General features: G+C 65.5%; 10 protein-coding genes and 1 tRNA gene. 9 read left to right on the top strand and 2 right to left on the bottom strand.

Translation table 11 applies throughout. The annotated features are described in order from the left end of the window. The first annotated feature begins 107 nt into the window (after nt 1-107). From galE to RT662_RS09140, 6 genes are all read left to right on the top strand, one after another. A complete protein-coding gene (gene galE / locus RT662_RS09115) occupies nt 108-1,133 on the top strand; it encodes a UDP-glucose 4-epimerase GalE (protein ID WP_313670403.1) in 1,026 nt (341 codons plus the stop codon). A 108-nt stretch (nt 1,134-1,241) separates the two neighbouring features. Beyond that, complete coding sequence (locus RT662_RS09120; RefSeq protein WP_313670404.1) at nt 1,242-2,156, top strand: UDP-2,3-diacylglucosamine diphosphatase; 915 nt, start codon at nt 1,242-1,244, stop codon at nt 2,154-2,156. Nucleotides 2,157-2,166: 10 nt separating this feature from the next. Then, entirely contained in the window at nt 2,167-3,255 is a 1,089-nt protein-coding gene (locus RT662_RS09125; protein WP_313670405.1) for a glycosyltransferase family 1 protein, read from the top strand. A gap of 59 nt (nt 3,256-3,314) precedes the next feature. After that, nucleotides 3,315-4,583 carry an amidohydrolase family protein gene (locus RT662_RS09130; RefSeq protein ID WP_313670406.1) on the top strand — a complete coding sequence of 423 codons (1,269 nt, stop codon included), beginning with the start codon at nt 3,315-3,317 and terminating at the stop codon, nt 4,581-4,583. Further along, nucleotides 4,583-6,631, top strand: a complete 2,049-nt coding sequence (locus tag RT662_RS09135; protein WP_313670407.1) for an acylase — start codon at nt 4,583-4,585, stop codon at nt 6,629-6,631. Before RT662_RS09130 ends, RT662_RS09135 begins: the two co-directional genes overlap by 1 nt. A gap of 43 nt (nt 6,632-6,674) precedes the next feature. Beyond that, nucleotides 6,675-7,535: a MurR/RpiR family transcriptional regulator gene (locus RT662_RS09140; protein WP_313670408.1), complete on the top strand. Its 861-nt coding sequence runs from the start codon at nt 6,675-6,677 to the stop codon at nt 7,533-7,535. On the opposite strand, the gene RT662_RS09145 is transcribed toward RT662_RS09140, so the two are convergent. Then, entirely contained in the window at nt 7,480-8,127 is a 648-nt protein-coding gene (locus tag RT662_RS09145) for an RNA pseudouridine synthase (RefSeq protein WP_313670409.1), read from the bottom strand. The two genes, RT662_RS09140 and RT662_RS09145, sit on opposite strands and share 56 nt — an antisense overlap. A gap of 104 nt (nt 8,128-8,231) precedes the next feature. On the opposite strand from RT662_RS09145, the gene RT662_RS09150 reads away from it, so the two are divergent. Beyond that, on the top strand, nt 8,232-10,406 hold the full coding sequence (locus RT662_RS09150) for a flagellin (RefSeq protein WP_313670410.1): 2,175 nt from the start codon (nt 8,232-8,234) through the stop codon (nt 10,404-10,406). Between the two features lie 100 nt (nt 10,407-10,506). On the opposite strand, the gene RT662_RS09155 is transcribed toward RT662_RS09150, so the two are convergent. Beyond that, nucleotides 10,507-12,066 carry an AMP-binding protein gene (locus RT662_RS09155; protein ID WP_313670411.1) on the bottom strand — a complete coding sequence of 520 codons (1,560 nt, stop codon included), beginning with the start codon at nt 12,064-12,066 and terminating at the stop codon, nt 10,507-10,509. 166 nt (nt 12,067-12,232) lie between these two features. On the opposite strand from RT662_RS09155, the gene RT662_RS09160 reads away from it, so the two are divergent. Together RT662_RS09160 and RT662_RS09165 are read left to right on the top strand one after the other, a co-directional pair. Continuing rightward, a tRNA-Ser gene (locus RT662_RS09160) sits at nt 12,233-12,323 on the top strand. A gap of 159 nt (nt 12,324-12,482) precedes the next feature. Beyond that, nucleotides 12,483-12,754, top strand: a 272-nt coding sequence (locus RT662_RS09165) for an Arm DNA-binding domain-containing protein (RefSeq protein ID WP_313670412.1), incomplete at its 3' end; no start/stop codon positions are given.

The raw sequence follows: 12,754 nt of genomic DNA on the forward strand, positions 1-12,754 counted from the left end.
GTCACGCCCGGCCCTGCCATTCCGCGATCCCGCTCTGTCTGGCCGCTGCTGCACAGCTGCCGGCATTCCTGATTGAGCCGGCGCGCCGCAGCGGCTAGGCAAGAGGCATGAACCCGCTGCTGTCGCTGATCCCCGAATCCGAACTGCCGCCCGTGCTGGTGACCGGCGGGGCGGGCTACATCGGCAGCAACGCTGCGCTGGCGCTGCTGGATCGCGGGGTGAAGGTGGTGGTGCTGGACGATCTGTCCACCGGCAACCGCGGTTTGGTGCCCGAAGGCGCAATCTTCGTTCAGGGCCGCGCCGGAGACACGGCGCTGGCCGAACGCGTCATCCGTGAACATGGCATCGGTGCTGTGCTGCACTTCGCTGCCCGCATCTCGGTGGCGGAATCGGTCGAACAGCCGGCGCTCTATTATCGCGAGAATTTCGGCGAGACGCTGGCTCTGGCCGAAACCGCGCTGGCCTGCGGGATTGGCGCGTTCGTGCTGTCCTCCACCGCTGCCGTGTACGGGAACGGTGACGGCCAGCCGCTCGAAGTGACCGCGCCCATCGCGCCGATCAACCCCTATGGCTGGTCCAAGGCCTTTGCCGAACGCGCGCTGGCCGACATGGTGGCCGCCAATCGCAGCTTCTCGGTCGCCTGCCCGCGCTATTTCAACGTGTGTGGCGCCGATCCGCAGATGCGGTCCGGTCAGGCCAGCCAGCACCCGCACCACCTGATCGAGCTCGCCTGCCACGTGCTCACCGGCCAGCGCGAGCGTTTCACCATCTTCGGCCGCGATTATCCCACGCCCGATGGCACCGGCGTGCGTGATTATGTGCATGTCACCGATCTGGCCGAAGCCCATATCCTGCTGCTGCGCGCCTGCCTGGCCGATCCGGGCCAGTATCATGCGGTGAACCTGGGCTATGGCCAGGGCGCATCCGTCATCGAAGTGCTCGACGCGCTGGAAGCCGTGTCGGGCACCGCCATTCCGCGCCACGACGGCCCGCGCCGCGCCGGCGATCCCGCAGTGCTGGTGGCGAAAAGCCAGGCGCGCGAACTGCTGGGCTGGCAGCCGCGCTATGCCGATCTGGAAACCATGGTGGGCCACGCGCTGGCCTGGGAACGCCACCGTCTCGCCAGCCGCTGACACATCTTTGCAACGATAACGCCACATCGCTGCAACGCCATCGCCACACCCCTGTCATTGCCTGTCGCTAATGCGTCCGGGCAAGGATAAGCCACACAGGGGATACCGATGGCGTCTTTGCCGCTGGCTGTTGCTGATCAATTGTTCTGGCGCGAGCCGACTCCCGCATCACCACCGCCGTTCCGGCTCCCGCCAGCCGCTCCAGCCTTTCTAAACGACGAGGATGAACGCACGGCCGGCGGCAAGCTGCGCCTGCGCACCGTGTGGATTTCCGATGTCCATCTTGGCACGCCGGGCTGCAACGCCGATCTGTTGCTGGATTTCCTGAAGTCCATCCAGCCCGAAACCCTCTATCTGGTGGGTGACATCATCGATGGCTGGAAGCTGAAGCGCGGCTGGTTCTGGCCGCCGCGCCATAACGACGTGGTGCGCCGCGTGCTGAAGATGGCGGCCAAGGGCACCCGTGTCGTCTTCATCCCCGGCAACCACGATGAATTCCTGCGGCCCTATGCCGGCCTCGGCTTTGGCGGGGTGGAGATCGCGCTGGAAGCCATCCACACCACGGCCGATGGCCGCCGCTTCCTGGTGTGCCACGGCGATGAGTTCGATGGCGTCGTGCTCTACCACCGCTGGCTCGCCTGGGCGGGAGACATTGGCTACGAGCTGCTGCTGAAACTGAACCGCCATTACAACCGCGCGCGGGCAAGGCTGGGCCTGCCGTACTGGTCGATCTCTGCCCACATCAAGAAGAAGGTGAAGAACGCCGTCGCCTTCATTGGCCGGTTCGAGGAGGCCGTGGCCGAAGCCGCCCGCCTGCGCGGCCTGGATGGCGTGGTGTGCGGGCATATCCATTCGGCCGAAATCCGCGAGTTCGGCGGCATCACCTACATGAACGATGGCGACTGGGTCGAAAGCTGCACGGCGCTGGCCGAGCACGCCGATGGTCGCATCGAAATCATCGATTGGGCGCAGCACACCCGCGACGCTGCCCTGCACGCCATGCCGGCCCTGATGGCAGCCTGAAGGAACAATCATGCTGAAACTCACGCTCGTCACCGATGCCTGGGAACCGCAGGTCAATGGCGTTGTCCGCACGCTGTCCACCACTATCCGCCTGCTCGCCGAGCGCGGTGTGCGGGTGCAGGTGATCTCCCCGGATCAGTTCTGGTCGGTGCCGATGCCCAGCTATCCCGAAATCCGGCTGGCGATGACAACGCAGCGCCGGACGGCCAAGCAGATTCGCGCCTTTGCCCCCGATGCGCTGCACATTGCCACCGAAGGTCCGCTGGGCTGGCACGCCCGCGGCTGGGCGATGAATCAAGGCATGGCCTTCACCACCAGCTTCCACACCCGCTTCCCCGATTATGTGTCGGCGCGCATCGGTATCAACCCCGAACGCGTGTGGCGCGTGCTGCGCCGCTTCCACGGCGCGGCCAGTGCGGTGATGGTCGCCACCCCGCGCCTGGCCGATGAACTCGCCAGCCACGGCATCACCCAGACGCGGCTCTGGTCGCGCGGCGCCGATGTTGATCAGTTCCGCCCCGATGCGCCGCCGCACCCGGTCTATGCCGGCCTCAAGCGCCCGGTGGCGCTGCATGTTGGCCGTGTGGCGGTGGAAAAGAACATCGAGGCGTTCCTTGCCGCGCCCTGGGCTGGCGACAAATTGGTGGTGGGCGATGGCCCGGCGCTCGACGCCTTGCAGCGCAAATATCCGCAGGCGCATTTCCTGGGCGCGCTGCACGGCCCGGCGCTCGCTTCGGCCTATGCCGGCGCCGATGTGCTGGCCTTCCCCAGCCGCACCGACACGTTCGGCCTGGTGATGATCGAGGCGCTGGCCAGCGGCACGCCGGTGGCCGGCTATCCGGTGCCCGGGCCGCTGGATGTGGTGGGGCAGGGTGGTTTTGGCCCCGATGGGCGCGCGCCGGGACGGATCGGCGCGGTGGCGCATGATCTGGGTGAGGCGATGCGCGCTGCGCTGTCTGCACGGCGCGCCGATTGCGTGGCGCACGGCCGCCGCTATGCCTGGGATGGCTGTGTCGATCAGTTCCTGGCGGCACTGGTCACTGGCGATGGTCAGCCGGTGCCGTGGCTGCCCGCAACCGGTCTGCAACTGGTCGCCTGATCCGCTTGCGAACGCTCCCCGTTTGCCCCTATCGAAGGGCCACTCAGGGGAGATTTTCGATGAAGCGCATTGCCTTGGCCGTGATGGCCCTTTTGTCGGCGGCCTCGGCAAGCGCCGAAACCGTGGTGATCACCGCTGCCCGCATGCTCGATGTCGTCAGCGGCAGCATCGTCCAGAATCCGCAGATCGTCACCGAAAATGGCCGCATCACGCTGGTCACCACATCGGATCGGCATATCATCACCGATGCAAGGCGCATCGATCTGGGCGATCTCACCATCCTGCCCGGCCTGATTGACATGCACGTCCACCTCACCAGCGATCCCACGCTGTCAGGGATGCAGGCGCTCAGCTATCCGTCCTCGTTCTGGACCGTGCTGGGCACCGCCATGGCCAAGCGCACCATCAATGCCGGCTTTACCACCGTGCGCAATGTCGGCGCCGCCGATTATGCCGATCTCGCCCTGAAAATGGCGATCGAGCGCGGCGCCATCCCCGGCCCGCGCATCGTGCCGGCCACCTATGCCATCGGCGCCACCGGCGGGCACTGCGACAGCAACGAGCTGCCGGCCAATTATGTCTTCGATCGCCCGGGCATCGCTGATGGCCCCGATGGCGTGCGCCAGAAGGTGCGCGAACTGCACCGGCGCGGCGCCGAGGTGATCAAATATTGCGCGACCGGCGGCGTGTTCTCCATCGGCACCAGCGTTGGCGCCCAGCAGTACACCCAGGCCGAAATGAACGCGTTGGTGGATGAAGCGCACATGCTGGGCCTGAAGGTCGCGGCCCATGCCCATGGCACCAACGGCATCAAGGCGGCGATCCGCGCCGGCGTGGACACGGTGGAGCATGTGAGCTTTGCCGATGCCGAGGCGTTCGAGCTGGCCAAGAAGGCCGGCACCTGGTTTTCCATGGATATCTACAACGATGATTATATCCTGGCCGAAGGCGCCAAGAACGGCGTGCCGGAATCCAGCCTGGCCAAGGAACGCGAGGTCGGCCTGCGCCAGCGCCAGACCTTCCAGGCAGCGTGGAAGGCCGGCGTGAAGATGGCCTTCGGCAGCGATGCCGGCGTCTATCCGCATGGCGACAATGCCCGGCAGTTCGGCAAGATGGTGGAATGGGGGATGACGCCGATCGACGCGATCCGCGCCGCCACGGTGAAAGCCGCCGAGGCGCTGGGCCGCGAGGCAGACGTAGGCCAGATCGCACCCGGCCGCTATGCCGACATCATCGCGGTTGCCGGTGATCCCACCCGCGATGTGACGCTGCTGCGTGATGTGAAGATGGTGGTGAAGGGCGGCGTGGTCGTGAAAGACGCCCGCTGATGCCGCGCTGGTTCACCGCCCTGTTCTGGAGCAGCATCGCCATCGCCGCCGTGGTGGTGGGGCTTTCGACGTGGGACGCGTTCAGCGCCAGCCCGCCAGATGCCGATCCAGTGCGGGTGCGAAACGTGCGCATCGAGCGCGACAAATGGGGCGTGCCGCATATCCACGGCAAGACGGACGCCGATGTCGCCTATGGCATTGCCATCGCTCATGCCGAGGATGATTTTCGCAATCTGGAAGAGATATTGGCCGCCGTGCGCGGCCGCGCCGGGGCGATATTGGGCGAAGACGGCGCCGGCATCGATTTTGCCGGCCATGCGCTCGATGCGCGCGGTGTGGCGGATCGGGGCTACATGAGCCTGTCTCCGGCGACGCGCGCGCTGGTGGAAGGCTATGCGCAGGGGCTCAACGACTATGCCCGCAGCCATGCCCAAGAGCAGCGGTTGCAGGGCCTGTTTCCTGTCACTGGCAAGGATATCGTTACCGGCTTCGTGCTGAGATCGCCGTTCTTTTTCGGGATGGAGCGCGTGCTGGAACCGCTGGTGAAGGGCGAATTGCCGCCACGCGATTCCGGCCCGATTGATGAACGTGGCAGCAATGCTTTTGCGGTAACGGCGGCGCGGTCAGGCGACGCCACCACCCGCCTGATCATCAACAGCCACCAGCCGTGGGCAGGCGGGGTGACCTGGTGGGAATTGGTGGTGCATTCGGATGAAGGCTGGGATTTCGCCGGCGCCAACTTCCCTGGCGCGCCGTTCCCGCTCTTGGGCCACAACAAGAATTTGGGCTGGGCCAACACGGTCAACCGGCCTGATCTGATCGATGTGTACAAGCTGGTGCTGAATGACGACGGCACCCAGTATCGCTTCGACGGCAAATGGCTGCCGCTGGAATCGAAACGCGTCTGGCTGCGGGTGAAGTTCGGCCCGCTGGTGCTGCCGGTGCCGCGCACCGTCTATCGCAGCCGGCACGGGATGGTGATCCTGAACGACAAGGGTGCCTTTGCCATCCGCCATGCCGGCATCGGCGAAGTGGCGCAGGTGGAGCAGTATTACCGGCTGAACAAGGCGCAGAACTTCGCCGAATGGCAGGCGGTGATGGCGATGCAGGCGGTGCCGGCAACCAACTTCGTCTATGCCGACCGTGAGGGGCATATCGGCATGTTCTACAACGCCAAATTCCCCGATCGCCGCCCCGGCTACGATTGGAAGGGCGTGCTGCCCGGCGACACCTCGGCCGCGTTGTGGACGGGTTACAAGCCGTGGGTTGCCTATCCCAAGGTCGTCGATCCTGCATCCGGCTGGGTCGCCAATGCCAACAATGTGCCGTGGGTAAGCACGGCGCCGAAGGACAATCCGAAACCAGCCGATTTCGCGCCGGAATTGGGCATCGAAACCTACACCACCAACCGCATGCACCGTTATGCCGAGCTGTTTGCGCAACTGAATGGCCCGATCAGCCGAGACGCGCTGCTGCGCATCAAGTTCGACAAGGCCTACAGCCGCGCTTCGCCGGCCGGCAAATGGATGCTGGCGGTGCTGGCGCTGGACACACGCGGCAAGCCCGATCTGGCCGAGGCGCAGGCGCTGCTGAAGCGCTGGGACTGGACGGCGGATGGCATCGGCCCTGCCGACAGCCTGGCCGTGGCGGTGATGGCCAGCGTTGGCCGTCAGGTTTATCTCGGCGATCCACTGCCGCCGGCCGAGCCCAAGCTGCGCGAAGTGGTGGACGCGCTGAAGGCGACATTCGGCCGGCTCGATGTACCGCTGGGCGATTACCAGCGACTGCGCCATGGCCCGAAGGACCTGCCGGTGTTCGGCGGTCCCGACACGTTGCGTGCCATCTATGCTCATCAGGGTGGGGACGGCCTCCGCGTGGCGGACAACGGCGATGGCTTCATCATGCTGGTGGAATGGCCGAGGAATGGCGCGGTAAATTCGCGTTCTATCCACCAGTTCGGCGCCGCCACCATCCGCCGCGCCTCGCCGCATTATGCCGATCAGTCGCCGCTGTTCGTGCGAGAGGAATGGAAGGACGTGGCGTTTTGATGCGCGCGCTTGCACAGCGCCGCGCGCCTGTTATCCAACGCACATGAGCAGCCGTATCGCCCAGCGCCTTGCCGAACGTTACGAGCATCTCACCGTATCGGAGCGGATGATCGCCGGCTGGCTGGCCGACAATCTGGATCAACTGCCGTTCGAAACCGCGGCCTCCATCGGCAACCGTGTCGGTGTCTCGGCGATGACCGTGGCGCGGTTGGTGAAGAGCCTGGGTTATGACAATCTCGCCGCGCTGAAGGATGATCTGCGCGACGACGCCCGCGATGCGCCCTGGCTGCTCACCCGCCCGGCGCCTTCAGCCGATGCGCGGTTGAAGGCGGAAACCGCTGCGATTGCCGGCGTCTACCGGCTGGCCGAAACGCCGGAATGGGCTGCCATCGTCGCGCTGCTTGCGGCGGCTCCGCGCGTCCATGTCGCCGGTTTCCAGACGGAGGCCGGGCTTGCCGCCGGCTTTGCCCGTCATCTGTCCTATGTGCGCCCCCAGGTGCAGGCGCTCGACATGGCGGCCGGCATCATGGATGTGCTTGTCGATGCCGGGCCGCAGGATGTGTTCGTGGCCATCGATGTGCGCCGCTATTCCCGCCAGTTCCGCTTGCTCGCCGAACGCGTGGCCGCCAGTGGCCGGCCGCTGGTGGTGATCACCGATCCCTATTGCCCATGGGCGCGTGATCTCACCCCGCACATCCTCACCGCCGAAGTGGCGCTGGGCCATTTCTGGGACATGAACTCGGCACTGGCCTCGCTGCTCAACCTGCTGGTGGATGGCGTGGTGCAGAAGATCGGGCCGGACCAGGTGCACGAACGGCTTGCCGTGCTGGCCGAGCATTATGCCGATTTCATCGGCTTTCAGGGCCGGGTGAAGTCGGCCAGTCCGCCGGCGGATCGCAGCTAGCGTCCAGGCGCTGTCCATCGGGCAGGGTAATCGCGAGGCTCCGGGCGTGCAGCCGCATCGGACCAATTCCGTCCCCATAAACCGGATCACCCGCAATCGGGCAGCCGATGCGCGCCGCGTGCACCCTGATCTGGTGGGTGCGGCCGGTTTCAGGGCGGAATTCGACCAGCCGAGTGGCGGCATCCAGCACCTGCCAATGCGTGCGCGCCGGTTTGCCATCGCGGCGCACCACCATGCGCCAGCCGGTTTCTGCGGTCGAAACCTTGATCAAGGGTGCATCCACCAACCCTTCGGCCGTGGCGGGCAGGGACGACAAGATGGCCCAATACGCCTTTTCGGCCTTGCGCTCCTCGAACGCCGCGCTCAGCAATTTGGCGCCGCGCTTGGTGCGGGCGACGGCCAGGCAGCCCGACGTGTCGCGATCCAGCCGGTGCGCGGCAACCGGCACAAAGCCGCCATTGGCCAAGGCCGGCAGATGATCTTCGAGGCTGTGCGGCGTTTTTGGCCCCGGGTGCACGGCCAGGCCCGCCGGCTTGTCGATGATCACGACGTCGCGGCTGTCAAACAGGATGGGGAAGGGGAAGTCGTTCAAATCATGACCATTTCAAAACGCGTTTAAGCGATATTCAGCCTGGGCCGTTTCCAGTGCAGCGCCCCGCACCTTCTGCGGCGGCGGGAAGCGGGAGTAAACCCAAGATGACTGTGATCAACACCAACATCAGCGCGCTGACCGCCCAGAATGCGCAGCGCAGTGCCAATAACATGATGGGCCTTGCGATGCAGCGCCTCTCGACCGGCCAACGCATCAACAGCGCCAAGGACGATGCCGCCGGCCTCGCCATCAGCCAGAAGATGACCGCCGATGTCCGCGGTCTCGCAGTGGCCATGCGCAACGCCGGCGACGGCATCAGCATGGCGCAGACGGCGGAAAGCGCCATGGGCGAAGTCACCAACATGCTGCAGCGCATGCGCGAACTGGCTGTACAGTCGGCCAACGGCACGCTGACCGGCATCGACCGCCAGGCCGTGCAGGCCGAAGTCCGTCAGCTGATCGGCGAAGTCGACAATATCGGCGTGCGCACCAACTTCAACGGCCGACGCCTGCTTGATGGTTCGGCGCAGAATGTCCGCCTGCAAACCGGCAGCCGCGCCGGCGAAACCGTGGCCTTCAGCCTGTCCTCCACCCGGGCGCGTGATCTCGGCCTCGGCTCCAGCCCGGCGCTGTCGGCTTCGGGTGCCTTTGAAGCCACCGCCGCCAACCTGGGCGCCAACCAGGCCTTGCAGGCCGGCGACCTCGTGATCAACGGCGTCACCATCGGCTCGTCGCTGTCATCGGATGACAGCCTGTCGTCGGGCAACAAGGCCGCTTCGGCCGTCGCCAAGGCTGCCGCCATCAACCGTGCCAGCGAACAGACCGGCGTGCGCGCCGTGGTGGGCCAGACGGTGATGACCGGTTCCGCGATGACCGCTGCGGCCCTGACCGGCACGGTGACGATCAACGGCGTCACCACCGCTTCGGTGGCGACCACCACCGATGCCGCTGAAAGCCGCCGCCTGGTGCGCGACGCCATCAACGCCATTTCCGGCCAGACCGGGGTGCGTGCTGTCGACACCGGTGACACCAATGGCGGCATCCGCCTGGAAGCCGATGATGGCCGCAACATCGAAGTGGCGGTCACCACACTGACTGCGGCTGCCACCGGGCTGAAAGTTGGCGCCCAATCGGGCAGCTTCAGCCTGGAAAGCACCAATGGTCAGCCGATCGAGATCAGCTCGGCCAACAGCGCCAGCGCCCGCATCAGCCGGGCTGGTCTCGCCGCTGGTACCTTCGAACGCGGCGTGTCTACGGTGAGCACCGATGCCCGCGCCGTGGCCGTGGATGCCGCCGGCATCCGCAACCTCAACAACGGTGATCTCACCATTAACGGCGTCGCCATCCGGGCGGCTGCTGCGGCTGATGACAATGTCTCCTCCACGGTGGCAGCGTCTTCTTCCAAGTCGGCCAGCGCCATCTCGATCGCGGCGGCCATTAATGCCTCCTCGGCGCAGACCGGCGTTTCGGCAGTTGCCAATGATGTGACGCTCACCGCCAACACCACGGCCACCACGCTCACCGGCACCGGCGCGTCGGTCACCATCAACGGTGTCGCCATCACCATCGAAGGCCTGGCCACCACCGATACGGCCCAGGCCCGCCGCGAAAAGGTCGCGGCTGCCATCAACAACTTCGGCGGCATGACCGGGGTGACGGCCAGCGACAACGGCCTTGGCGGCCTGGATCTGACCGCTGCCGATGGTCGCAACCTGTCGGTCGCGATCGTCGCCGGCGGCGCCACGGCGGCTGAGCTGGGGCTGGGCGGCACTTCAGTGAAGGGCTCCGGATCGGCCTATGCCATCGCGGCCACGGCAGCCACGGCGGAAACCGCCTATGGCACGGTGCGGCTGGAATCGGCCAAGGCCATCGATGTGCGGGCCGGCAGCCAGGCCTTTGCCGCGGCGTCCAACTTCACGTCGCTGGGCTTCGAGGAAAACAGCTACGGCGCCTCCGCTGGTGGCCTGCGCATCTCGGATATCGACGTGTCGACCGCCGATGGTGCCACGGCTGCGCTGGACGCCATCGATACGGCGCTGAACAGCGTCAACCTCGATCGCGCCAATATCGGTGCCGTGCAGAACCGGCTGGAAGCCGCGGTGAACAACCTGTCGTCGAACAGCACCAACCTGCAAGCCTCGCGCAGCCGGATCCAGGATACTGACTTCGCGACGGAATCGACCAACCTGGCCAAGAACCAGGTGCTCAGCCAGGCCGCGCAGGCGATGCTGGCCCGGGCCAACCAGTCGGCCCAGCAGGTTACCCAGCTGCTGCAGTAAGGCCGGAGGGCCATGCCCCGTCATACGGGGGCTCGTCAGGAGGGGCGGCGCCGGCAAAGCGTCGCCCCTTTTCCGTGGCTCTGCCCCGCCGGGGCGCGGTTCAGCCGATCTTGCTCTTGTGGCCCACCCAATAGGGATCACGCAGCTCGCGCTTGTAGAGTTTGCCGGTGGGCAAGCGCGGCAGTTGATCGGTGAAATCGATCGAGCGCGGGCATTTGATATGGGCCATGTTGGCCCGGCAGAAGGCGATCAGTTCCGCGGCCAGGTCCGCGTCAGCCGTCACCCCCGGCGCTGCCTGCACCACGGCCTTCACCTCTTCGCCCAGATCCTCGTTAGGCACGCCGAACACGGCGGCGTCAGCCACCTTGGGATGGGTGACCAGCAGGTTTTCGCACTCCTGCGGATAGATGTTCATGCCGCCCGAAATGATCATGAACGTCTTGCGATCGGTCAGGTGCAGAAAGCCATCCGCGTCGAGATAGCCAACGTCGCCGACGGTGGTCTTCGTCCCGTCGGCCGACCGGCTTTCGTTCGTCTTGTCGGCGTTTTCGAAATATTCGAAGGGTGTCGCTGTGGTGAACCAGATCGTGCCCGGCTCGCCCTGCGGCATCGGCTGCATGTCGTCGTCCAATATGTGAATCTCGCCCAGCACCACGCGCCCCACCGTTCCCTTGTGGGCCTGCCATTCAGCCGTATCGCAGGCCGTGAAGCCCAGGCCTTCGGTGGCGCCATAATATTCGTGGATGATCGGCCCCCACCAATCGATCATCGCCTCCTTCACCGGGATCGGGCAGGGGGCGGCGGCATGGATCACGGCCTCCAGCGAACTGAGGTCATAGCGGCGGCGCACATCCTCCGGCAGCTTTAGCATGCGGGAGAACATGGTCGGCACCAACTGGCTGTGGGTGACGCGGTAATGTTCCACCAGCTGCAGATAGGTTTCCGGGTTGAAGCTCTCCATGATGACCGCAGTGCCGCCCGCCATGATCGCCAGCGACACTGCTGCCTGCGGTGCCGAGTGGTAGAGCGGCGCCGGCGACAGATAGATCATCCTGTCCCGGCACAGCCACAACTTGCTCAGGAAATCATACAGCGGAATGCCTGCTTCCGGCTTCACCTCCGGCAACGGGCGCACGATGCCCTTCGGCCGGCCCGTGGTGCCCGAGGAATAGAGCATGGCGACGCCCAGCCATTCATCGGCAATCGGCGTGTCGGGCATGTTGGCGACCGCGGCAGCGAGTGACATCACGCGGCCGTCATCGCTGGCCTCCCCCTCACCATCAACCACCAGGCACAGCGTCACGCCCGGTGCCTGCGCCATGGCAGCGCGCGCCACCTCCAGCTTGGCCTGCGAGGTGATCAGGATCTTGGAACGGCTGTTGTTCAGGATATAGCCCAGCTCATCGACGCCCAGATAGGAGTTGGTCGGCGTGAAATAGAGCCCCGCGCGCATGCCGGCGCCGCAGCACTCCACATAATTGATGTTATTTTCCATGTAGATGGCATAATGATCGCAGCGGTTCAGGCCCTGCTGGCGAAAGAAGTGCGCCAGGCGATTGGTCCGCTGTTCCAGTTTGCCAAAGCTGATGGTCTCGCCCGATCCCGCCATGATGACGGCAATCCGGTTCGGATCCGTTTGCGCAAATTTGCCTGGTATCATGATGCTCCCCCGATCGTGACAGGCGAAGGGTCAGCGTCAATCACCCTGTTGTCAAGGAAGGCCGCGGCAGGGCCGCAGCCGTGCTTTGCATTTTCTTTTTGCAGCGAAGCGCCTGCAACGGTTTACGTGGCCAGCCCCACTTGCTATCGGGCCCCTTCCAGTGCGCGGAGCGGTGGCCGAGTGGTCGAAGGCGCACGCCTGGAAAGTGTGTATGGGTCAAAAGCCCATCGAGGGTTCGAATCCCTCCCGCTCCGCCAATTACTCCTCCCAAGCTGTGCCAGACGAACCCGAAAGGGCCTTTTCACCGAGGGCCTAATCGGCTTATGCTTCCCACATGATGCCGCGCCGTTCCCCACAATCGCACCCCAGCCGTGGGGGAAGGTGTGGGGAACGTCGTGGGGAGCGGGGAGGTCGTTATGGCTGAGTGCCTGTTGAAGCCGACGCAATTGGAAAAGCTGCGCAAGCTGCCGGGCCGTCACCCCGACGGCGGGGGGCTTTATCTAGAGGTGCGGGAGAGTCGCGCCGCTGTGGGGAACGGGGCCAAAGCAAAGGCGTTTGCCGCATCGTGGACGGTGCGCATGCAAGTGGCGGGCAAGCGGCGTGACTTTGGGCTGGGCAGATTGGACAAGGTGCCGCTGGCCACGGCGCGGGAGAAGCGCGACGAAATCCGGCAACAGTTCGCGGCGGG

This window comes from Sandarakinorhabdus sp., from assembly GCF_032115815.1.
Taxonomy (GTDB): Bacteria; Pseudomonadota; Alphaproteobacteria; order Sphingomonadales; family Sphingomonadaceae; genus Sandarakinorhabdus.